Annotated in this window: 25 protein-coding genes; 13 read left to right on the top strand and 12 right to left on the bottom strand. The window is 35.5% G+C overall.

Going from position 1 to position 23,404, the window contains the following annotated elements; translation table 11 throughout:
* The first annotated feature begins 13 nt into the window (after positions 1–13).
* Both LF887_RS03270 and LF887_RS03265 read left to right on the top strand, forming a co-directional pair.
* Positions 14–3,730 (top strand): metallophosphoesterase, encoded by a 3,717-nt coding sequence (locus tag LF887_RS03270; protein ID WP_236857394.1) that lies wholly within the window; start codon positions 14–16, stop codon positions 3,728–3,730.
* 331 nt (positions 3,731–4,061) lie between these two features.
* Positions 4,062–4,781, top strand: coding sequence for a hypothetical protein (locus tag LF887_RS03265; RefSeq protein ID WP_236857393.1), 720 nt, complete (start codon positions 4,062–4,064; stop codon positions 4,779–4,781).
* Positions 4,782–4,942: 161 nt separating this feature from the next.
* On the opposite strand, the gene LF887_RS03260 is transcribed toward LF887_RS03265, so the two are convergent.
* The 5 genes from LF887_RS03260 to ruvX form a co-directional block, all read right to left on the bottom strand.
* Positions 4,943–5,815, bottom strand: coding sequence for a hypothetical protein (locus LF887_RS03260; protein WP_236857392.1), 873 nt, complete (start codon positions 5,813–5,815; stop codon positions 4,943–4,945).
* 52 nt (positions 5,816–5,867) lie between these two features.
* Positions 5,868–6,635, bottom strand: a complete 768-nt coding sequence (gene mazG / locus LF887_RS03255; RefSeq protein WP_236857391.1) for a nucleoside triphosphate pyrophosphohydrolase — start codon at positions 6,633–6,635, stop codon at positions 5,868–5,870.
* 257 nt (positions 6,636–6,892) lie between these two features.
* Entirely contained in the window at positions 6,893–7,450 is a 558-nt protein-coding gene (locus LF887_RS03250; protein WP_236857390.1) for a DUF5606 domain-containing protein, read from the bottom strand.
* A gap of 74 nt (positions 7,451–7,524) precedes the next feature.
* Complete coding sequence (gene def / locus LF887_RS03245; protein WP_236857389.1) at positions 7,525–8,097, bottom strand: peptide deformylase; 573 nt, start codon at positions 8,095–8,097, stop codon at positions 7,525–7,527.
* Positions 8,094–8,510: a Holliday junction resolvase RuvX gene (ruvX, locus tag LF887_RS03240; protein WP_236857388.1), complete on the bottom strand. Its 417-nt coding sequence runs from the start codon at positions 8,508–8,510 to the stop codon at positions 8,094–8,096. The genes def and ruvX overlap by 4 nt, the downstream gene beginning before the upstream one ends.
* Positions 8,511–8,624: 114 nt before the next feature.
* Here ruvX and LF887_RS03235 point away from each other — a divergent pair, with 114 nt between their 5' ends.
* Together LF887_RS03235 and LF887_RS03230 are read left to right on the top strand one after the other, a co-directional pair.
* Positions 8,625–9,101: a SixA phosphatase family protein gene (locus LF887_RS03235; protein ID WP_236857387.1), complete on the top strand. Its 477-nt coding sequence runs from the start codon at positions 8,625–8,627 to the stop codon at positions 9,099–9,101.
* Positions 9,082–9,972, top strand: coding sequence for an archaemetzincin (locus tag LF887_RS03230; RefSeq protein ID WP_236857386.1), 891 nt, complete (start codon positions 9,082–9,084; stop codon positions 9,970–9,972). The genes LF887_RS03235 and LF887_RS03230 overlap by 20 nt, the downstream gene beginning before the upstream one ends.
* Positions 9,973–10,144: 172 nt before the next feature.
* Here the strand turns inward: LF887_RS03230 and LF887_RS03225 are convergent, their stop codons facing one another.
* The gene (locus LF887_RS03225) at positions 10,145–11,689 is read right to left on the bottom strand and encodes a serine hydrolase (RefSeq protein ID WP_236857385.1); all 1,545 of its coding nucleotides are present in this window, start codon (positions 11,687–11,689) and stop codon (positions 10,145–10,147) included.
* A 101-nt stretch (positions 11,690–11,790) separates the two neighbouring features.
* On the opposite strand from LF887_RS03225, the gene LF887_RS03220 reads away from it, so the two are divergent.
* The 6 genes from LF887_RS03220 to LF887_RS03195 all read left to right on the top strand — a co-directional run bounded on the left by LF887_RS03220 (position 11,791) and on the right by LF887_RS03195 (position 15,196).
* Entirely contained in the window at positions 11,791–12,255 is a 465-nt protein-coding gene (locus LF887_RS03220; RefSeq protein WP_236857384.1) for a hypothetical protein, read from the top strand.
* 85 nt (positions 12,256–12,340) lie between these two features.
* On the top strand, positions 12,341–12,790 hold the full coding sequence (locus tag LF887_RS03215) for a hypothetical protein (RefSeq protein ID WP_236857383.1): 450 nt from the start codon (positions 12,341–12,343) through the stop codon (positions 12,788–12,790).
* Positions 12,790–13,287 carry a metallophosphoesterase family protein gene (locus LF887_RS03210; protein ID WP_236857382.1) on the top strand — a complete coding sequence of 166 codons (498 nt, stop codon included), beginning with the start codon at positions 12,790–12,792 and terminating at the stop codon, positions 13,285–13,287. The genes LF887_RS03215 and LF887_RS03210 overlap by 1 nt, the downstream gene beginning before the upstream one ends.
* Positions 13,288–13,312: 25 nt before the next feature.
* The gene (locus tag LF887_RS03205; protein WP_236857381.1) at positions 13,313–13,807 is read left to right on the top strand and encodes a Smr/MutS family protein; all 495 of its coding nucleotides are present in this window, start codon (positions 13,313–13,315) and stop codon (positions 13,805–13,807) included.
* 18 nt (positions 13,808–13,825) lie between these two features.
* The gene (locus tag LF887_RS03200) at positions 13,826–14,542 is read left to right on the top strand and encodes a DUF3822 family protein (protein ID WP_236857380.1); all 717 of its coding nucleotides are present in this window, start codon (positions 13,826–13,828) and stop codon (positions 14,540–14,542) included.
* Between the two features lie 81 nt (positions 14,543–14,623).
* Positions 14,624–15,196, top strand: a complete 573-nt coding sequence (locus LF887_RS03195; protein WP_236857379.1) for an RsmD family RNA methyltransferase — start codon at positions 14,624–14,626, stop codon at positions 15,194–15,196.
* Here LF887_RS03195 and LF887_RS03190 read toward each other — a convergent pair.
* Positions 15,193–15,540 (bottom strand): winged helix-turn-helix transcriptional regulator, encoded by a 348-nt coding sequence (locus LF887_RS03190; RefSeq protein WP_236857378.1) that lies wholly within the window; start codon positions 15,538–15,540, stop codon positions 15,193–15,195. The two genes, LF887_RS03195 and LF887_RS03190, sit on opposite strands and share 4 nt — an antisense overlap.
* Before the next feature lie 82 nt (positions 15,541–15,622).
* Between LF887_RS03190 and LF887_RS03185 the strand changes: the two genes are divergently transcribed.
* Positions 15,623–16,225, top strand: coding sequence for a nitroreductase family protein (locus LF887_RS03185; protein ID WP_236857377.1), 603 nt, complete (start codon positions 15,623–15,625; stop codon positions 16,223–16,225).
* A 79-nt stretch (positions 16,226–16,304) separates the two neighbouring features.
* Here LF887_RS03185 and murI read toward each other — a convergent pair whose 3' ends face one another.
* The 5 genes from murI to LF887_RS03160 all read right to left on the bottom strand — a co-directional run bounded on the left by murI (position 16,305) and on the right by LF887_RS03160 (position 21,611).
* A complete protein-coding gene (gene murI, locus LF887_RS03180) occupies positions 16,305–17,135 on the bottom strand; it encodes a glutamate racemase (RefSeq protein WP_236857376.1) in 831 nt (276 codons plus the stop codon).
* A gap of 61 nt (positions 17,136–17,196) precedes the next feature.
* Positions 17,197–18,321: a radical SAM family heme chaperone HemW gene (hemW, locus tag LF887_RS03175; protein ID WP_236857375.1), complete on the bottom strand. Its 1,125-nt coding sequence runs from the start codon at positions 18,319–18,321 to the stop codon at positions 17,197–17,199.
* A 49-nt stretch (positions 18,322–18,370) separates the two neighbouring features.
* Positions 18,371–19,321 carry a PorP/SprF family type IX secretion system membrane protein gene (locus LF887_RS03170; protein WP_236857374.1) on the bottom strand — a complete coding sequence of 317 codons (951 nt, stop codon included), beginning with the start codon at positions 19,319–19,321 and terminating at the stop codon, positions 18,371–18,373.
* 51 nt (positions 19,322–19,372) lie between these two features.
* A complete protein-coding gene (locus tag LF887_RS03165) occupies positions 19,373–20,446 on the bottom strand; it encodes an RluA family pseudouridine synthase (RefSeq protein ID WP_236857373.1) in 1,074 nt (357 codons plus the stop codon).
* A gap of 73 nt (positions 20,447–20,519) precedes the next feature.
* Positions 20,520–21,611, bottom strand: a complete 1,092-nt coding sequence (locus LF887_RS03160) for a PASTA domain-containing protein (RefSeq protein WP_236857372.1) — start codon at positions 21,609–21,611, stop codon at positions 20,520–20,522.
* Between the two features lie 156 nt (positions 21,612–21,767).
* Between LF887_RS03160 and LF887_RS03155 the strand changes: the two genes are divergently transcribed.
* The gene (locus LF887_RS03155; protein WP_236857371.1) at positions 21,768–22,760 is read left to right on the top strand and encodes a D-alanine--D-alanine ligase; all 993 of its coding nucleotides are present in this window, start codon (positions 21,768–21,770) and stop codon (positions 22,758–22,760) included.
* 88 nt (positions 22,761–22,848) lie between these two features.
* A complete protein-coding gene (gene coaD, locus LF887_RS03150; protein ID WP_115971715.1) occupies positions 22,849–23,313 on the top strand; it encodes a pantetheine-phosphate adenylyltransferase in 465 nt (154 codons plus the stop codon).
* Positions 23,314–23,404: the final 91 nt, after the last annotated feature.

The following is a 23,404-nucleotide window of genomic DNA, read 5'->3' as shown; positions in this document are numbered from 1 at the left end:
TTAATGTAAATTTATGAATTTATCCTTTAAAACTCATCTAAAAAATACTTCTATTGTTCTTAGAACAGTATTATCTGCCGGAGCACTTTACTCCTGCGCTACATATAACGTACAAAAGGGCAAAAACTTATATGAAGTAAAAGATTCCGACATAAAATCTGAAACTGATTTTAAACTTTTTCTGATCGGAGATGCCGGTAATGCAGATGAACCTCAGGCACAGAAGACTTTAAATTTATTAAAAAACAAACTGGATTCCGCCGACAGTAATTCTATGCTGATCTTTCTGGGTGATAATATTTACCCTAACGGAATGCCTGAAAAAGGTGATAAAGACTATGCCTCTGCAAAACAGAAACTGGAAAATCAGCTTGATATAACCAAAAATTTCAAAGGGAAAACATTAGTGATCCCAGGAAATCATGACTGGTATAATGGACTGGAAGGACTCAATACTCAGGAAGGTATTGTCAAAAAATATTTCGACGATAAGAAAGCTTTTCTTCCTAAAAACGGATGCCCCATTGATGATATTAACATCACTAAAGATATAAAATTAATTGCCATTGATACAGAATGGGTTATTGCCAACTGGGATAATTATCCCGGAATCAATAAGAACTGTAATATCAAAACCCGTGAAGATTTTTTCACTGAGTTTAAAGATCTCATCATTAAAAACCAGGGGAAGAGAATTATTGTAGCATTACACCATCCTGTTATCAGCAGCGGAACCCATGCGGGATTCACCTCTGCAAAATCACATCTTTATCCACTCAACAGTAAAATCCCTGTTCCCGGTGTTGCTAGTCTGATCAATATCTTAAGAAGTTCTTCGGGAGCAAGCCCTGCAGATCTCAACAATCAGCACTATGCAGATCTGGCTAACAGACTGAAAAGTATTGTTCAGGATAAGGACAATATTATTTTCGTTTCCGGGCATGATCATAATCTTCAGTACCACGAAGATGGAAATATCAGACAGATCATCAGCGGAGCCGGCTCTAAAGTTGATCCGTCTACTATTGTGGAAAACACAGACTTTTCTTACGGTGGCAGTGGTTTTGCCATTTTAAATATCAGAAAAGACCAGAGTACGGATATTGAATATTTTTCTACAAAAAATGCTCAGGCACAAAAACTCACCCAAATTTCTGTAATTTCAAAACCGGATGTATTTGTGAATAACTTTCCCAATACTTTTCCGCCAACATTCTCTTCAACCATTTATCCTGTGGCTCTTACTGAAAAGAGAGGGTTTTACAGATGGCTTTGGGGTGAACATTACAGAAAATATTACGGGATCCCTATAGAAGCACCTACGGCCAATCTCTCTGAGCTGAACGGTGGTTATAAACCATTCAGAGAAGGAGGAGGAAATCAATCCAACAGTTTAAGATTAAAAGCAACCAACGGACAAGAGTTTGTAATGCGCGGGGTAAAGAAAAGTGCAATCCGTTTTCTCAATAATATGGCTTTTACAAAAAGTACCTTAGGAGAAGAACTTTCGGATACTTTCCCTGAAAAATTTTTATTGGACTTCTATACCACCAATCATCCGTTTACACCTTTTACCATTGGAAATATGGCAGAAAAGCTGAATATTTTCCACAGTAATCCGAAACTCTATTATATCCCGAGGCAACAGGCCTTAGGCAGGTATAATGAAAACTATGGTGATGAAATGTACATGATTGAAGAACGTTTTTCATCAGATCCTACAACATTGGCTTCACTTGACAATGCTAAAGATATTGTTTCAACTGATGACGTTTTAAAAAACCTTACCAAAAACTATAAATATTCTGTAGATAAAGAATCTTACATCAGGGCCCGCTTATTTGATATGCTTATTGGTGACTGGGACAGACATTCTGATCAGTGGAAATGGGCAGAATATGAAGTTGGGGGTAAGATCGTCTATAAACCTATCCCGAAAGACAGGGATCAGGCTTTCAGTAAGTATGACGGTGCTGCCTTTAAACTCATTATGAATGTTCCGGCAATCCGTCATATGAAAACCTTTACCGAAGATATCAGCAGTGTCAAATGGCTGGCTATGGAACCTTATCCTATGGACCTTGTTTTTCTGAAAAATTCTACTCAGGAAGAATGGGAAGCACAGGCTAAATATATTCAGGAACATCTTACAGATATGGATATTGATGATGCTTTTCATAATCTTCCGAAAGAAGTACAGGATGAAACCATTGCAGATATCCAGAGAAAGCTTAAAATACGAAAAACCAAACTACAAGGGTATGCCTCTCAATATTATGATGTTCTTCAGAAAAAAGTTCCTCTGGCAGGAACGGTAAATCCTGATAGATTTGTCATCACTAAAAATGGTCATTCTGTATTGGTACAGCAATATAATCTGGGAAAGAATAAAGATAAAAATGAACTTGTCTTTGAAAAAACCTATCATGATTCAAAAACAAAAGAATTATGGATCTACGGCTTGGAAGATGATGATATTTACGAAGTCATAGGAACCGGAAGACCTAAAATGAACATCAGACTGATTGGAGGATACAATCACGATGTATACAATGTTGCAGATGGAAGAAAAGTAAAAATTTACGATTTTGAATCTCAGAAAAACACCTATAAATCGGGCAATGCCACCAAAAATATTACCAATGACTATGATATCAACAGCTACAATTACAAACATCCAAAGTATAATTCTGTGGCAGGCTATCCAAATCTGGATTACAACCCGGATGATGGCGTTATCGTAGGGGTTCTGGCCAATTATACAGTCAATAATTTCATTCGTGATCCTTATACCCAAAAACACAGCTTAAAAGCTAATTTTTATACCGCTACTGCAGGATTCAGTCTTACCTATAAAGGTGTTTTCAAAAAAGCAATTTCAGGTTGGGATATCAATCTGGATGCCTTTTATACCACTCCAAGATTTTCACAAAATTTCTTCGGTCTTTCCAATGAGAGCGAGTATGATAAAGAAAATACGGAAAGAGAATACAACAGAGCAAGAATTTCCAAGTTCAATTTTTCACCTTCGATCACGAAAAAAAGCTGGATGAATCTTAGTCATCAGATTCAGCTTACTTTTGAAGACAATAAAGTACAGAGAAAAGACGGACGCTTCATCAATCAGTCTCCCGATGTAAGACCTGAGGTATTCAACAGCCAGCAATTTGCAGGAGCCAATTATACATTCGGTTATAAAAATGCAGATAACACAGCCTTCCCTACGCTGGGAATGGAATTCATGCTGAATGCTGACTGGAAAGCTACCCTTTCCGACTTTAACAAGAACTTTCTGACATTGAAAGGGAAATTAGCAATTGATCACAGAATTGACAAAAAAGGAATTTTTGTATTCGCCAATTCCAGCAATGTCATGTGGATCAATAATAACAACTTTGAATTCTATCAGGCTGCCGCTATTGGTGGCAATAACGGAATGAGAGCATTCAGAAATGAGAGATTCTCCGGAAGGTCCTATTTTATCAATAATTCTGAGGTCCGATGGGATTTTGGAAGAATCAGGAACAATATTGCTCCTGCGAATATGGGAATCCTTATAGGCTATGATGTCGGCAGAGTTTGGGATGATGGCGAAGATTCCAGAAAATGGCATCAGTCTGTAGGAGGAGGATTCTGGCTAAGTATTGTAGAAATGATATCGGCAAGGCTGAATTATTTCTATGGTTCAGATGGAGGAAGAATCTCTGCAGGAGTAGGAATGAAGTTCTAAAATTTGCTGATGCAACACAAATGAAATTAACTCTAACTTTTTCAATCAGAGTTATTACGTGAAATGAAAAATAAACAACTGTAAATCAAATTATTAAAGCAGTACGAATTGATTTTTATAAAAAAAGTCAATATAAATAAAATTTAATAATTCTAATTTTCAACTCACATTTCTTATCAATAATATAAATATGGCTTTTATTTAAAGGCCATATTTTCAGCAATATAGTCCAAATCTACCCATAGCTTAATATTCTTATCAATTCTTTAAAAAAAGCACATTTTAAAAACAGTTTATATTTGTTCCCACAAAACAAAAAACCAACAATTGAATGAAAAACAAGCTATTATACATGGCATTATTTGTTATGTTTGTAAATTCTAACGCCCAAGTAGGGATAAAAACTCCTACTCCCCAAAACACTTTACACGTTAACGGCTCGCTTCAGATAGTGAAAGACCTGAATGTAGGCGGCGATGCCAGAACAGCAGGAAATTCCGGGAATAAAGGAGAATTTTTAATGTCAAACGGAACCGGAAATACACCTGTATGGAAAACTATTGAGTCTGAGAACTTCTTAAAGGTGGTTTATGTAGGAAATAAAACAAATATAAGCCCTGCTAACGGAAGCTACACCGGTACACACAACACCCCGGTTAATACCCATGAAAATTACTCACAAACCTATATCTTTAATGTAACCAATAAGATTGACACAGCTTATCTTACTTATAATTCAAGCACAGGACTTTTCACAGTAGTAAAGCCAGGGTTTTATAATATTGTCCCTTATGATACCTATGACCTCAACCTGAATGGAAACGGACAGACAGCGGGAACTGCGAATTCCTATATACAAAAAGTAGCTCCGGCAGTAACAACCCTTGCGGGTATATCTACAGGACATGGGGAGCGTACTACAGGACTAAATCATAATCTATCCTCTATCAATTTCTTTAATACTGGTGAAACTTTCAGAATACGCTGCCGGTATACCCAAAACTTTAGGTTATCAAGTGGTAATATTCACATATCATATCTTACGCCTTAAAACTTTAACTTTAATCACTTTAATTATATTTTCAAAAAAATCCACAGATATTTTTCTGTGGATTTTGATTTATTTTCATTCTCAAAGTGAAAAGTATAATAATATCTGATCTTGGTGATTTTAATTATAAGTCCATTGACTGCCTGATAAGAATAGAGGCTCTAGAACGGAAATGTATATACGTTTCCTCCTTCTCCTTTAGTCTTCTCATCAGCAATCATTAATGTTTTATCATCAAAAAAAACAATAGCTTCCTTCTGAGAATTATGATGTAATGGAATTTTCTGAATCTTTGCAGCACTGAAATTATCAGCCGTAAATCCGGTAAGAACATGTACATTTTTGTGCGTCAGCAATACTATTTTATCTTTTGTACTGTTGATTGTTGCTGATGTAATAGCTGCATCATTATAGCCACCCTGAAGTTTTAACCTTCCTATTAATTTAGCTTCAAAATTTCCTTCTGTATTGGGAACTTTGAATACCAGAAAAGTTCCGTCAAATCCTTTACTCCTGTTTTTGGTAAAGAGATAGAAATTTCCGTTCATTTCTACAAAGGCTTCACAGTCATATAATAAATTAGATTTCTTTGGCGGAAACTCTGTCTGCCCCTGATAATGAAACTTTGTAGTCTGAACCACTTTTGTACTTGTCTGGTCACTATTTTTAAGATCTGTTTTTAAAATAGCAAGGTCTTGTCTGTCATTATCATTATTCCCAAAATCTCCAATATAAATATTTCCCTCGGTATCTGATATAATATCTTCCCAATCTGTATTTTCAGCGTTTATAACGGGTACTTTAGCAATCATTTCTCCTTTCTCATTAAGCCCGTATACCGCATTTTTATTCCCTCTGTCTTCAATTACCCAGGTTGTCTTTTTATCTTTGGATAAAGTCATTCCGGAAACTTCCTTTAGCTTTTTAGGCAAAGAATACTGTACTTTAAGTTCATCGTTTTCAGCGGATGACTTTTGGGCTTTTGGATTACAACTCAACAAAAACAAAGCGGGTAAAATAAGAAAACGTAACATATTTTATTTTTTTAAACTGAGAATAAAAAGCATTAATCATTCCAAGTAAGATTTATGAAAGCTGTTTGGCTTTTTCCCAAAAAACATCCATTTCTTCCAGAGACATATCTGCAAGATTCAAATTCTTCTCACTGGCAAGTTTTTCCATTTGCTGGAATCTTGAAATAAACTTCAGATTGGTTCTTTCCAATGCTGAATCCGGATTGATTCCCGAAATTCTTGCATAGTTAATCAATGAGAAAAAAACGTCTCCCAGCTCCAGTTCTTTCTTATCAGGATCTGTTTCTTCATGAAACTCCCGAATCTCTTCATCCACTTTTTTCCAGGCATCTTCTGCATCATGAAATTCAAAACCAATACCTTTTACTTTATCCTGGATTCTAAAAGCTTTTACCAAACTAGGCAGACTTTTCGGAACCCCTCCTAAAATAGATGTATTGCCTTCTTTCAATTTTAGTTTTTCCCAATTCTGTTTCACTTCTTCTTCATCTTTCACCTTGGTATCACCATAAATATGAGGATGACGGAAGATCAGCTTTTCATTAAGTGAGTTAATAACATCAGCAATATCAAAACTTCCCTTTTCAGAGCCTATTTTAGAGTAAAAAACCAAATGAAGCAGAACATCACCCAGTTCTTTCTTTATTTCCTGTAAATCGTCCTGTAAAATAGCATCTGAAAGCTCATAGGTTTCTTCAAGAGTAAGGTGGCGAAGGGATTCTAAGGTCTGCTTCTGATCCCATGGACATTTTTCACGCAAATCATCCATAATATCAAGAAGCCTTCCGAAAGCTTCTAATTTTTCCTGTTTCGTATTCATAAGTAATTGGCCATTCAATCTTATACAAATGTAAGGGTTATTTTGGGAAAAGTAAAAAATTGGAAATTGAAAGTTAAGAGTGAGAAATTGAGAGTGTAGAGTTAGCGTTTTTTTTAGTTTTCTGAGGTTTAAGAATTAATGTTGGGAACAAAAATTGGTAATGAAGAGAAATAGACCTCCGACTACTATCTTCTAAACAAAAAGCCTTGTTAAGAAAATTCTTAACAAGGCTTTATTTATAAAATTCAATAAATGAATTATCCTTTTTTAGTATGTGTACTTTTAGGAGCTGATTTTGCTGCTGAAGTAGCTTTTACTTTTGGAGCAGCAGGCTTTTCAGCTTTTGGAGCCGCTTTTTTTGTTTCTTTTTCAATGCTTATTTCTTCGGCAGGTTCACCTTCCAGAGTTTCAGGTTCTGCTTTTACAAAGCTATCCGGAGTAATATATCCAGCTTTGTGAAGAATGTTGTACCATTGCGCCAATTTCTTAATATCAGAAGCATATACTCTTTCTGTATCATAGTTAGGAAGAGAGCTCAACATAAAGTCCTTCAATTCCGAATCAGAAGATTTGTGAGAAATAGTCTCCTTATAGTCGTTGTTTTTTGCAACATTTTCAAAAACTTCGAACAAAGGAACTTCTTTATCAAATGTAAACATTGCAATATTATCCAATAAACTTACCTGGCTTGAATTTCCAATGCTAACTTTTTTCTTGTTGGTAACATCTTCAATGATGAATCCGTTTCTTAATTGAGAAACTAATTTGTAAAGTCCTGGCTTTCCAGAAATTGAAATTATTTTTTCTAACAGCATAATTTTATTTTTTGTAAATTCTGCAATCAGCACTAAGCCTTTTGCTTTTTATTATTTTTTTATCCTTGTTTTAATTATTTTGGAAATCTCATTTTATAACCGATGCTTACATCACCCTGAGAGATTTTTGACAGTTTTCCTTTTACCAGCTTCTTTTTCAAAGCACTTAGATGGTCGGTAAACAGAATCCCTTCAATATGGTCATATTCATGCTGAATTACGCGGGCTCTAATATCGGAAAAAGTTTCTGTATGTTTCACAAAATTTTCGTCATAATATTCAATAACGATTGTACCCTTTCTTTTCACGTCTTCACGCACATCCGGAATAGACAGGCAGCCTTCATTGAACTTCCATTCTTCACCGGATTCTTCAAGAATTGTAGCATTGATAAATACTTTCTTGAAGTCTGCCAGCTCATCTTTAATATCCTCGTAATCTTCATCTTCTGCAAGAGGCGTTACATCTATTATAAATACACGTATATCCAAACCGATCTGAGGTGCAGCAAGACCAATTCCGTTTGCACTGTACATCGTTTCGAACATATTATCTATCAGTTCCTGTAATCCGGGGTAGTCTTTTTCTATATCTTTTCCTACTTTTCTCAAAACAGGATCCCCAAAAGCTCTTATCGGTAGTATCATCTTAATCTTTGTTCTAAAAAATTCTGCAATATGATCGTTGCACTTACTTTATCTATTAATCCTTTTTCCTGTCTTTTCTTCTTACTCTTTCCACTTTGGGAAATAAAAAAAGAAGCCATTTTGGAAGTAAATCTTTCATCCAAACGGTGAACCGCAATATCCGAAAATTCTTTTTTAAATTCTTCAATGAATTTTAAAATATCTGTTTCGACTTCTGAAATATTTCCTTTCAAATCTGTGGGAAGCCCAATTACTAAACCATCTACCTTATTTTCTTTGAAATATTTTCTCAAAAAATCCAGTAATGAGCGGTTCTCTACAGTCTCCAGCCCACTGGCTATAATCTGCATATCATCCGTTACAGCAATGCCACAACGGGCCTTTCCATAGTCTATTGCAAGGATTTGTCCCATAAGTTTGCAAATTTAGTAAAATTTACTGATTTTATTCATAACGCAGTTTTTTTATATAAATCATGTTTTATTCCATTATTTTTTTTATAATTTTAATCTTCCAAAAACATATATATGAAGAGACTCATCCTCGTAAGACATGCAAAAAGCGACTGGCCGGAAGAAACGGAGGACTTTGACAGACCCTTGGCAGACAAAGGTTTGGAGGATGCTATGAACATGTCCCGATTCTTAAAACATAATAATATTTCTATCGATTATTTTGTATCCAGCCCGGCAGTACGTGCGCTGAATACCTGCAAAATTTTCAATCAAACTTATCAGTTGGGCTTTTCTACTGATCAAAAATTATATAACCCTTCGGAAACAAATTTTGAATCTGTAATCTATGATCTGGATGATAACTTAAGCTCGGTAGCTCTTTTTTCCCATAATAATGGAATTTCTAATTTTGCAAATTCTATTTCCGAAGATATTTTTCACTTTCCGACGTGTGGTGTAGCCGGCTTTGAAGTAGACTGCAGCTCGTGGTCGGAATTTGATGGTGCCAAAAAGAAACTTCTGTTCTTTTATGAACCCGGGAAGATATAGCTTTATCTCTACATTTTTTTGTTCCGTACTATTGATGATTCTTTTTTCATGCCAGAAAAAAGAAAAGACCTATTTCGAAACAATAGCCATCAATGATATACCGCTTCCAAAACCTAAGCCTGGAACCTGGAGATATAACCATGATGAAAAATTCCAGCAGTTTGAGGATTTTCAGAAAACAAGAAAAATTAAACCTGAACCCGGAAGAAATATAATTTATCTTCAACCTATCGGAATATTTAATGAGCTTCAGAAAAAAGAAATAGAACTTACAAAAGCATATCTGAAAATATATTTCCAGCTGGAAACTAAAGTGCTTCCCGCTTTACCTAATAGCATTTTCCCAAAAAAAGTAAAGAGAATATCTAAAGAAGGACAGGAACAGATATTGGCAGGATATGTACTGGACAGTATTCTAATAAAAAGAAAACCTAAAGATGCTGTTATCCTGATGGGAATTACAGAAAAAGATCTTTTTCCGACACCAGAATGGAATTATGTTTTCGGACTTGCATCTTATGATGACGGTGTGGGAGTAACTTCTATGTATAGATTTGCCAACGGTAATCTTACAGCATCCAATTTCAATAGAAGCTTTCTGCGGCTAATCAAAATCAGTTCTCATGAGATCGGACATATGTTTGGAATCAACCATTGTCTGAATGCCAACTGCGTTATGAATGGAACCAATTCCCTCACAGAAACGGATTATCATCTTGCAAGAGCCTGTTCACTTTGCCAGAGAAAATTAAATTCAAGTTTACATTTTGACAATCAAAAAAGGCTTCTGGAATTAAAAAAATTCTTTGAAAGGCAGCATCTTAATACAGAATTATCCTTTGCACAACAGGATCTGAATCGGCTTCATTAGCCCAATATTTCTTTTATACGTAACATATTTCCCCTTCTGGAGGAATGCAAAAAAATTACCAGACTGGTTATTTTTTGGATAAAGCCATTATCGACTGCATATAAAAAAGACGGGCTAAAGCCCGTCCCTATTGAATATATTTCGCGATTTTGCCTTTCTTATTTTTCGCAGCTTACTTCTTCTTCAGATCGAGATCATCAAAATCAAAACTGAAATCCGTTACATCAGAAATAGCTTTTAGCCTTGCTGATTCTGCTTTGCCATTCTCATCATAGTTGAAAATAATATAGGCATCTGCATCATAGCTTCTGTCATCCCATTTGATGATGAAAGAATTATTAGAATAAGGGAGTAATTCTCCTTTTAACCTTGGAGAATTTTTACATGAAATTCTGTAAGTACTTCCCTGCCGGGCAATTTCAACATCACCAAACCACACATCATTATACATCCCGATAAACTGTTCTGCTTTTGGCTGAAGAGCTTTTTCCTTTTTAAAGGCATCAGATCTCGCAAAAGATTCTTTCTTCTGTTTGTCATATTCAGCCTCTGCTCTAGACATTCTCTCTCCATATGTTTTCAGCCAGTTTCTGTCTGCTACTCCCAGATATGAATCTTTAACCGTATTTGTGATCGTATTAAATGCTGCTCCTGACTGTTGATTCGTTAATACAACGATTCCCAGTTTTAAATCCGGGATTAAAGTGAACTGTGTTACCGTCCCGATCAGTCCCCCTGTATGCTGAACTTGTTTATGCCCTTTAACATCACTAAGGAACCATCCTAGTCCATATCCGTAAAAACTTGTATCATATGGGTTTTTAGCTGCCACTCTATCAGGAATCTGCAGACTCCAAAGCTGCTGGGCATTTTTATCAGACACCAATTTTTTACCGTCTTTAGTGGTAAAGTTATTTAAGAGGCATTCTGCCCAGGTCGTCATATCTTTGATGTTACTCATAATTCCGCCTGCTGCATTTGCTGTTTCATTCCAATCATGAGGAACGGCAATTGCTTTCCCGTCTACAGGTGCGTGAGCATCAATTTTATTGGAGGCTGCTTTAGCTCTGTTGTAACTTCCAAAGCTGGAATTCATCCCTACAGGTTTCATGATTCTCTGCTCAATAAATTCTGCCCAGCTTAACCCGGAAATTCTGTGGATGACTTCTCCCGCAACAATAAACATGATATTATTATAATCTAATTTCGTTCTGAAAGGATTTTCCGGTTTCAGATATTTTACATTGCGTACAATATCATTAACGGTTAAATTTCCTCCTTCCGGAAAAAACATTAAATCTCCCTGTCCCAACCCTAGCCCCGCTCTGTGAGTAATCAGATCCTTTATGGTTATATTCTTGGAAACGTATGGATCATACATTTGAAATTCGGGAATATATTTTGAAACACTATCATCCCAGTTCAATTTTCCTTCATCAGCCAGGATGGCTAATGCTACACAGGTGAACCCTTTGGAATTGGAAGCGATCCCTACCAATGTATTGTCATCCATAGGTTGTTTAGTCGTAAGAGAACGGACTCCGAAGCCTTTAGAATAGATTACTTTGCCATCTTTTACAATTCCTACTGACATTCCGGGAACGTCGAAAGTTTTCAGGGTATTCTGGACCAGTTCATCCAGTTTTTTCTCTTCAACCTGCGCATTCGCTAATCCCACGGTCAAAAGAAAAATGAAAAAAGAAAATTTCTGTTTCATTATTATTTTAATTTTCCCAAATTTAGCAAATATTAGATGACCCCCATTTTGTTCGTGTTAAAAGTTTACCTATTTTTCCGGCAAATCAGTTTTTAATATCAATGAAAAAGTCAATTTGTATTTTTCTTCTCTCTTTTTTTGCGTTCAGTTTTATGAAAAGCCAGGATAAGGTTTCTAATCCTCTCCTTTTACAAACCTGGAATTTAAGAAACTCAGACACCTATATTTATACCTATGAAAAGCAAAATGCTTTTGATAAAAAGAGACAGGGTCTCAGATTTCAGAAAAATGGAAAGATAACAGGAAACCTGGGAAACTCTCAACGCAAATACGATACATTAGAAGAAATTACTCCTAAAAATTTAAAATTCGAACGTTATATAGGAGATTGGAAAAAAGTATCAGATACAACACTTACTGTAGTATTTCCTTCTAATTTCAGTATGAACGGTACTTTCATAATTTCAAAGCTGACAGAAAATGAATTAAAATTGAAAAGATTATTCAGCGCTGATGTAGAGAAGAAACTTGATTCTATACGCAGAACCAAAAATATTGCTGACTGATCTTCATGAAATGTATCCGGGGAATACGCTTACTTGATAAGTTTAGTAAAGCTTCTTTATATTTGCAGTATAAATAGTACTAAAAATGACCGCAAACCAATTATTGGCTTTCTTCATATTGATGATAAGCAGTAATTTATATTTTTCTCAGGAAGTTGTTATTAAAAATGATAAAGTTCTTCTGGATGGTAAACAGATCCTAAAGGCTGAAAAAATCAGCCTTGCTCAGTATTCATTTTTTTCTATGAAGGATGATGAAGAAATTTTACTTTATAAATATATGGATAACGAAACACCAAGTTATGTAAGTGATGATTACTTCATTCTTAATTTCTTAACTGAAAAAGTGAAGGTAGAGTCCACAGATTTGGGAAAAGTCGCCAATTTCATGAATTCCAAAAAAGGAATGGAAAAAATAATAAAATGGCTGCTAAAGGAAAGAGTTCTTAATCAGAATGGTGAACTAAATCCTGACCGTGTTATAGTATTTAAAGAAAAATACGACGAAAATATTACTGCAAGAACCCTTAGATAATGACAAAAATCCTTCTCCTTTCAGACTCCCACTCTTATATAGATGACCGGATTTTAGAATACGCTGCCCAGGCAGACGAAGTATGGCACTGTGGAGATTTCGGAAGCATAGACGTTATTGAACAGCTGGAAAAAATAAAACCTCTGAAAGGTGTTTATGGAAATATTGACAATCCTAAAATACGTGCAGAATTTCCGGAAGTTAGCCGGTTTTTCTGTGAAAAATTAGAAGTTCTAATGATTCATATTGGTGGTTATCCTGGAAAGTATACGCCTTTAACTAAAGCAGAAATTGAAAAAAAAGCTCCCAAATTATTTATTTCGGGACACTCTCATATTCTGAAGGCGATGTATGATGAAAAAAATAGTCTTCTGCACCTGAATCCCGGAGCATGTGGAAAACAAGGCTGGCACAAAGTGAGAACAATGATGCGTTTTGTAGTGGATAGTGAGGAAATCAAAGACCTGGAAGTTATTGAATTGGGTTCCAAAGTTTGAGAAAAGAGAAACAGTTTAAAAAATTATGAAAATTGGCGATAAAGTTTCGGTAGTAGATGAAGATTTAAGCGGAGTTGTGACTTCCGTTAAGGGAAATATTGTGGTTTTCAAAGATGGGTATGGCTTTACCCACCAATACGCTAAAGAGAAGCTTGTACCTAAAGACCCCGATCTTTATGAAAATATAAGAGTAATAAAAAAAGCTGAACCCAAAAAAGTAATTTCTAAAAAACATCAGAAAAATCATTTGGTTTTAGACCTTCATTTTCATAATTTGGTAAAAAATCCAAGTGACTATGACAGTTTTGAAAGATTGTTTATTCAAAAGGGAAAACTGATTGAGGTATTGGCCTTTTGCAGAAAGAATAATCTCAAACGGCTGGAAATCGTTCATGGTATTGGTGATGGGGTATTGCAGAGGATGGTTAGGGATGTATTAGAAAGCCAGGTCAATATTGATTTTTATAATAAGGAAATACTTCACCATCAATCGGGTGCGGTAATGGTAGAATTTCACTAAATTTGCAGGAATTGAAATATGAACGTACTTAATTTACTTTTTACCAAAGACGGATTGATTTACCAGATTGTGAAAAACAAAAACATTCTGGAGGAGAAATCTTATTTTGTTACTGAAGAGACCCCACCTAATCTTATTGAAGCAAAACTTGATGAAATTCTTATCAGACAAAGGTTTGATGAAATTCAGGTGATTTCTGCTTTTAATCACTTTACGCTGATGCCAGAAGGTTTTTCTGAGCATGATGCCGGATTTGATCTGATTGCCTTCAATGCTCCCAGCGACAGGGAAAAAGAGGAACTGATGCTTTCCATCAACAAAAAATTCGGTATTCAGTTTTACTATACTTTTCCGAAAAATTATTATAAAAAAATAAAAGAGCTTGCCATACCGGTGCATTTCAATTTCTCCGGAGAAAAGTTTCTAAGTTCAGTTCATAATAAAAACAGTAAGGAAATTCACATTAACCTTTATCATAATCAATGTGAGTTTTTTGCGATTGATAATAAAAAGATCATTCTTTATAATAATCTGGATGTCAACTCAGAGGTTGATTTCCTGTATTTCATTATGTTTACTTTGAGCAAAATAGGTTTTGGAATCAATGAAACCAGCTTTTATGCTTACGGAGAGACTACGGAAAATGAAACATTTATTTCCGAGCTTCAGAAATTTGTCAAAAACCTGAAAATTGTATTTGACAATATCCCCAATAAGAATTTTATATTAAATTAGATTACAGATTACGATCTATCAAAAGGGCCAAACCCAAAAAATAGCTGTCTGTAATCTATTCCTAAAACCCCTAACAAAAATATGTTCAGAATAATATCAGGCAAATGGAAAGCCAAAAAAATTGCCGCTCCTAAAAACTTTGAAGTAAGGCCCACAACTGATTTTGCTAAAGAGGCTTTATTCAGTATTCTGGAAAACAAATACGATACGCAGTCAATATCCGTACTTGATCTTTTTGCAGGCATCGGTTCTATTACATTCGAATTTGCTTCCAGAGGATGTCAGGATGTAACGTCTGTAGAAATGAACCCAAAGCATACTGCATTTATCAATTCCACGGCTTCAGATCTTGGTATGGGAAACCAGATCAATGTACAGAGAGGTGATGTTTTTGACTGGCTTAAAAAATTCAGAAATAAAAAATCTTTCGAAATCGTTTTTTCTGATGCTCCTTTTGAAATGGAAGAGAAAAAATATTACGAACTGCTTTCTCTGGTTTTAAAAAATAAATATTTAAAGCAGAACGGAGTTCTTATTGTAGAGCACCAAAGCCGTATGAAACTGGAACATCCTAATTTGATAGATACCCGAAAATACGGAAACGTGAGTTTCAGTTTTTTTGAACCTAATAAAGAAGATAATCAGGAAATTTAATTCCTGATTATTTTTTTTGACATATCCGGAGATTCCTCGCCCCATCTTGTTATCGCCTCCAAAACAGGCAGCAGAGTTCTTCCAAAATCCGTTAATTCATATTCAACAACTAAAGGAGGTTTCTCTGTAAAAACTGTTCTGCTGACAATATTATCATCTTCTAACTGCTTTAGCTGAAGGCTCAGTGTTCTTTCTGTAATAGTGGGGATTGATTTTCTCAATTCGCTGTATCTTCTTGCACCACCAATTAAATGGTGTAAAATTACTGCTTTCCATTTACCACCTATAAACCTCATTGTTACGCTGGTACAGCAAGGATAGGATTTATTATCTACTGTATACATTTATACTATCATTTTTTACCGTTATTGCAAAGTTACTAAACTTAAATTAATTTTGTAACTATAAAAATGATAGTATAAAATTATGAACTTTTTAGACAAAATGAATACGAGGTATACGGTAAAAAAGTATAACCCACAGGGAAAAATAAGTGACGAACAAGTAGCAGTACTGAAAGAAATTTTGAATCTCAGTCCCTCTTCGATCAACAGCCAGCCATGGAATTTTGTTTTTGTAAATGACCATTCTAAAGTAAAAGAGCAATTGGCGGAGGCTTCTTACTGGAATAAGGAAAAAGTTATTGAAAGCAGCCACCTGATTGTTTTTCAGGTCCTTAAAAATCCTGAAGATTTCGAAAAACAAATTGAAGAAAAACTGCCTGAAGGGTCTGTAAATTATTACAAAAATTTTGTAAAACCTAAAGGGGAAGCCGGAATCAAAGCATGGTTGAAGCATCAGGTTTATTTATCATTAGGTGTCTTTCTTTCTGCCTGTGCTGACATGGGAATAGATTCTACTCCTATGGAAGGAATAGAACCTGAAAAATACGATGCTATTCTGAATAATGAGAAATATGAGACTCTTTTTGCGGTAACCATTGGTAAAAGAGACGAAACAGATGCCAATCAGCCAAAATTCACTCCAAAGACAAGGCTGAACGCTGAAAAAGTGATCGTAGAGGCCTAAGGCTCCCCCCTGATTAAGCAAATACTTGTGGACAAGTCTGCGAAAATAAAAAGCTGTTTCATCTGAAACAGCTTTTTATTTATAATACTTTCAATTCTAAATCAATAGTCTTTCCAAAAAATTTCTTAGAGATTTTCTCAAAGTTCTTGGTAAGATCCGAAAGGTAGAAATGATAATTCGGTTTTGGGTTATTATCATTCATAAGATTATACTTATCAAGAATAATCTTCAGATGATTGGCTACAATATTCGGGGAATCTATGACACGAACCCTGTTTCCATAATACTGCTTGATCTCATCAATTAAAAGAGGATAATGAGTACAGCCCAGAATCAGCGTTTCTATATTCTTTAGTTTACTATTACTTAAATAATTATAGATAATAGCATGGGTAATCGGATGGTTTTTGAATCCTTCTTCAATGGCAGGAACAAGTAATGGGGTTGCCAGTTCATCCACCTTGATCCATTTATTATGTTTTCGGATGCTCTTCTTATACAGTCCGGAATTTACAGTTGCCTTTGTAGCAATAACTCCTACATTATTATGAATTTCGTAAGATACTTTTTCTGCAACAGGATTGATAACGTCTATTACAGGAACTCTTCCTGCCACAGACTGCATAACTTCGTTCAAAGCGTTTGCTGTAGCGGTATTACAGGCAATCACAATTGCTTTACAATTCTGCTGCAGCAGAAAATTGGTGATCTTTGTAGAATATTCAATAATCGCCTCTTTAGATTTTTCTCCATAAGGAAGGTGTTTGGTATCCCCAAAATAAATAAGGTCTTCATGCGGAAGGAGTCTCTTAATTTCTTTGGCAACGGTAAGACCTCCTACTCCACTGTCGAAAATTCCGATAGGCTGGCTTGGTGAAAGGTGCGAATAATCTTGTCTCTTAGTTTTCAAATGAGCTGAAATTTTATACAAAAATAGTGAATTTTATGGCACATTTATATATATGCAAGTATTATACAAGAAACAAATCTGAAGCAATACCATCTGCCATAAACCAATGCTTCTCAGGAATTTTTAAATGGTAATTTTCAATTATTAAAATACCATCTTCTATTTTGAGCTTTATTTCTCGTTGAAAATGATCAAGAAATCGGTCATCAAATTTATTTTTCAAGCTTTGAATGTCTACTCCCCAAATGGTACGCAGGCCAATCATAATCATTTCGTTAAACTGATCTTCTTTGGAAAGGATTTCTTCTTCTTTTGCAAGGGTTTTATCATTAAGTTTTTTAATGTACTGCTGATTATTAGCTACATTCCAGCTTCTCACATCAAAACCGTTATATGAATGTGCAGAGGGTCCTATTCCCAGGTATTCCTGATATTTCCAATAAGCAGAGTTGTGTCTGGAATAAAACTCTGGTTTTGCAAAGTTCGAAACTTCATAATGCTCAAAACCTTTATCTTTCAAGAAATCTGACAGATAATAAAATTCCCTGTTCTGTTCTTCTTCCTTAGGACTTTTTACTTTTCCTTTTGATATCCAGTTTTCCAAAGCGGTTTTCGGTTCTACCGTCAACGCGTAAGACGAAATATGAGGAACCTCTAATGCTATTGTTTTATTTAAGTTTTCTTTCCAGATCTCAAGATTGGAAGTAGGAGAACCGTAGATCAGGTCAATACTCAGATTTTCAAATCCGAAATCCTGAGCCCTTTTGATAGAGCCTTCTGCTTCAGACGCACTATGGGCACGGTTCATCAGCTTTAAGTCTTCTTCGAAAAAACTTTGTGTACCAATTGACAGACGGTTAACAGGGGTTCCGGACAGTTGTTTCAGGAAATTTTTGTCCAGATCATCAGGGTTGGCTTCCAAAGTAACCTCAATGTCTTTGTCAAAACTGAAATACCGCAGTGCTTCATCAATTAAAGAATTGATTTCGTCTACGGAAAGTATAGAAGGAGTACCACCTCCAAAGTATAAAGACTTCAATGTCTTGTTCTGCAGTTCATCTTTTCGAAGCGCTATTTCAGTCTTCATTGCACGAATCATTTCATCCTTAAAATTCAAAGATGTTGAAAAATGGAAGTTGCAATAGCTGCACTTTTGTTTGCAGAACGGGATGTGAATATATATCATAAAAAAAGCTCTGAAAAATCAGAGCTCAAATTTATTTAAATTAAATTGATTAATATCTAAATCCTCTAACATTAATAAAGTTGTCAAAGTTATAACCCAGACCAATCATGAAGCTGTTTCCTCCATAGCTCTGGATATCAGAGATTCCAAGGTTATAGGTTGCTCCGATCATGAATTTGTTGAATCTCACTTTTACAATTGGAGAGATACTCAGGTTCTGGTTATCAAATCGGTTTTGAACAGTTCTGTAGCTTACCCCAAAAGAGAAAGCGTTGATATCATTAGAGAATGTCGCCATAAGGTTCCAGTCAATCATTCTCGTTGAGTTTGTATTTAGGTTGATCAATGCTGATGGCGCTAAGGTAATGTTATCAGCGATATTCCAGTTATATCCTAAATTTAAGAAGAATTTAATTGGAGAAGGCTCGTAGTTGTTAACGATGGAAGCATCATTACTTAATGCAATATCATTCACGGAAACACCCCCGAATAAGCCTCTATAGGTAGCAGCCAAACCAAAGTTTGCATACACCATAAAGATGTTACTCTCTTCACCTCTCAATAATGGGTCTCCACCTTCTTCAGTATTGATTTTTGAATAATCAAAATTCATGTTATAGAAGTTAACACTTGTACCGAAAGAGAACTGGTCTTTTCTGTCTCCTTCACTACTTAGAGGAATAAAATATGAAGCACCAGCTGTAATACCTCCCGCAGAAATAGGACCATTACTGTCTCTAAACACGGAAATACCAGCACCTACTCTATCAAAGATATTCGCATTAATCCCAATAGACTGAACATTCGGAGAATTACTGAATTTTGAAAATTGTTGTTGATAATTGGCGTTGAGCTGTACGTAATCTGTTTTTCCGTATTGAGCTGGGTTGAACAGGAACTCACCATCCAAAAGATATTGCTGATAGTATGGTAGTGATTCTTGTGCTTTGTATGCATTTGACAAAAGAGCTAAACATACGATAGCATATAGTTTTCTCATAACAAATCTTGATTTCAATTCAACAAATATAAAAAAATTCTCAATATATTTTTAGTTTTCTAAATAATTTCTCCATTTTTTTACGGCATCCGTCATATCTTTGGGCATTGGGCTCTCAAAATACAATTCCTTTTTAGTTGTTGGGTGTATAAATCCGAGGGTATGCGCATGAAGAGCATGTCTTGGTAAAATTTCAAAAACATTTTTAATAAACTGCTTATATTTGGGAAGATTCACTCCTCTCAAAGGAGTATGCCCCTCATATCTTTCATCATTAAACAAAGTATGGCCAATATGTTTGAAATGAGCCCTGATCTGGTGCGTTCTTCCTGTTTCAAGCTTACATTCAACCCAAGTCATATATCTGAATCTTTCCAGCACTTTATAGTGCGTAACAGCGTGTTTCCCGTGACTTCCGTCTTCATAGACAGACATCTGCATTCTGTTTTTAGGATGTCTTCCAATATGTCCTCTGATGGAACCTTCTTCTTCCTGAAGATTTCCCCATACAAAAGCCCAATACAGTCTTTTGGTAGTCCTGTTAAAAAACTGCTTTGCCAGAAAGCTCAATGCATATTCATTCTTTGCAATAACCAGCAGTCCGGAAGTATCTTTATCAATCCTGTGAACAAGCCCCACTCTGTCAAGGTCAGACTTTTGTCCGTTCTTTTCGAAATGATAAGCTAATGCATTCACCAAGGTTCCGTCCCAGTTTCCAAATCCGGGGTGTACTACCATTCCGGGCTCCTTGTCTACAACCACCAGATCATCATCTTCATAAATGATATTGATAGGAATATCCTGAGGAACGATGACATTCTCTCTTGGAGGGTGCGTAAGAAGTACTGAGATTTGATCTCCGGGTTTCACGCGATAGTTCTGTTTTACCGCGATTCCGTTCACTATAACGTTTCCAGCCCTGCAGGTCTGTGAAATTTTATTTCTTGAAGAATTCTGTCTGTATATTAATAGGAATTTATCAATCCTTAATGGTTCCTGTTTGTTATCAACAGTGATATTAAGATGTTCATACAATCCCTTATTTTCTTCATCAATATCGATATTCTCAATACTGTTGGAATCTAATAATTCTTCATCTAAAAAATCTTCGTTATCTTCTGACATTGTTTTATATTTTTTACAGAAAAGGCTTCAACATTTTGCAGTTGAAGCCAGTATTTTTTATATTAATTTGATCTTATTCTACGACTACTTTCTTAGCTTTCGGCTTTTGAGCAGGTTGCTGTGCAGCAGTTGAAGCAGCTGGTTTTGCTGTATTTCCTGCAGCAGAGGTATTTGCAGACGTTTTAGGTTTTTCAGTCCCTGAAACAGCTGGTTTTGGAGTTGTAGTCTGAGGCTTAGGAGTCTCTACCTTTGGGGTCTCTGGCTTTGGAGTTTCTTTCCTGGGTACAGGAACAGGTACTACAGGCGCTTCATAGCTTGGTTCATTATGAACTTCTTCATATCGTACCGGAGGCAGAGAAGTATCTACTTTCATACGGTAGATGGAGTTCAGCTGTTCTACTTTAGCTCTAAGTTCCGCAGGTGTTCGCTTACTTGCCCAAAGGTCAATCTGCATTCCCTGATCACGAACATCTCCCGATGCAGGATCCTGATAATAAATAATATCAGATTCATCCTTACTTCCGTCTTCATGCTCTACAAGTCCTACTTCAAACATACTTTTTGCAATAACTGCTCTTGCTTCTTTTACAGAAAGTCCTACCACATTCGGAATTGAGATATTTCTCATCGGTCCTGATCCCACTACTACATCAATAACAGAGAATCTAGGTAAACGGGCACCCGGATTTACAACATTTCCTTTATACAAAATTCTTAAAAGAGCATCTTTCTGAATACTTGGTTCATAGATGGTATCCCCGATTTTAAGACCTACCTGATCCAATCTCTGGAATGCCAGACCTGAATATTTATTGATAACATCAGGAACAGCAATCTGTGCCCATGTTCTAGGATTTACTCTAAGACGCACTGTTCTTCCGTCTTTTACACGGGATCCAGGTGCAGGATAGATCTGAAGAACCTGAAAGGGTCTGTATTTAGGGTCATAATTGGCACTGTCTACTTCATACTCCAATCCTGTATCATCCAATATTTTAACAGCATCATGTATCGATTTATTTACAACATTGGGAACAGGAATTTCCTGACCATGGTTAGTATGGTACTCCAACCAGCGAAATGTGAACCATACCAGCGCTACAAAAACGCCGATGGCTACTACTAAATTCAGTAAAACTTTCCAATTGAAAAGTGATTTAAGCATACTTAAAAATACTTTAATTATAACGGCAAATATAGCTAATAATTTTAGAATGGGGTTTTTATTTAACACATTTCATTTTTGATTTTAAAATTTACCTATTTCCATTATTGCATTCCATAAAATGATTAAATTTGCCTTAATTGATACTATATGGTTATGAATAAAAAAAGTGTTGCCGTAGTAATGGGAGGCTATTCTGATGAATATGTAGTTTCCTTAAAAAGCGGGCAGTTGATCTATGATTCTTTAGATAGAAATCTCTATGATGTATATAAAGTAGTAGTCCTTAAAGATGAGTGGTATTTTTTAGGTGAAAATGATAAAAAACATGAAATCAATAAAGGTGATTTTTCTGCTATTCTAGATAATGGGGAAACATTGAAGTTTGATGTATGTTTCAATACCATCCATGGAACTCCGGGCGAAAATGGCATTCTACAGGCTTACTGGGATGCAATAGGTCAGAAATATACCGGTTGTGATTTTTATCAGAGCGCGCTTACCTTTAATAAAAAAGACACTCTTGCTGTATTATCAAAATATGGAATCCCTTCTGCCAAAAGTATCTATTTAAGAAAAGGAGAAACCATCAATGTAGATGAGATTGTAGCAGAACTAAACCTTCCTGTTTTTGTAAAACCAAACCAATCCGGATCTTCACTGGGAATTTCCAAGGTGAAAGATAAATCTGAATTGATTGCCGCTACAGAAATAGCCTTTAAAGAAGATGATGAAATCCTTATTGAAAGTTTCTTAGACGGCATGGAAGTTTCCGTAGGGGTTATCGATTTCAAAGGAGAAACTATTGTTTTAGGGATCACGGAAATTGTTCCTACCAATGAATTTTTTGATTATGAAGCCAAGTATGAAGGAGCTTCTGAAGAAATTACCCCTGCAAGAATAGATGAAGAAACCACAAAAAGAGTGGAGGAAATCTCTAAAAGAGCATACAATTCATTAGGAATGAGCGGTTTTTCAAGAAGCGAATATATCTTAATGGATGGAATTCCTTATATGCTTGAAATGAATACCAATCCGGGATTCTCCCCTGCAAGTATCCTTCCTCAGCAGGCAAGACATTATGGAATTTCCCTTATGGATCTTTGCGGAAATGAAGTTGAAAAAGCCTTAAATAAAATCAATAGATAACAGAAGTTTAAAATTAGAAGTTTGAAGTGAGTATAAGAATGAACTGATAACTGACAATTTATCACTTAAAATTCATAATTCATACAACATGAAAATTGCTGTTTTTCCAGGGTCATTTGACCCCATTACATTAGGACATTACGATATTATAGAAAGAGCGGCACCGCTATTTGATAAGTTAATTATTGCCATCGGGCAGAATTCTCAGAAGAAATATATGTTTCCCCTCGAAAAGAGAAAGGAATTCATTCAAAATTCTGTTGCCGAATTCCCCAATGTAGAAGTAGACTCTTTTGAAGGCTTAACGGTAGATTACTGCTTTGAGAAAAATGCTCAGTACATCATCAGAGGATTAAGAAACCCTGCAGATTTTGAGTTTGAAAAAGCAATTGCCCACACTAACAGAACTTTAGCCCATAAAAAACTGGAAACGGTTTTTCTGCTTACTTCTTCCGGGAAATCATTCATCAGCAGCAGTATTGTAAGAGAAATCATTACTCATGGAGGAGAATATGAGCTGATGGTTCCGGATTCTGTGAGAGTAGAGAAATAAATATATAAGTAATGAGCAATTCTGACAGGATAGACTGTAACCCAATTTTAAGATTGACCAAACTCAGTTTTGTTCTGAAATTATTGATAAT

The organism is Chryseobacterium sp. MEBOG06 (assembly GCF_021869765.1).
Taxonomy (GTDB): domain Bacteria; phylum Bacteroidota; class Bacteroidia; order Flavobacteriales; family Weeksellaceae; genus Chryseobacterium.
This window is presented reverse-complemented; position numbering and strand designations above follow the sequence as displayed.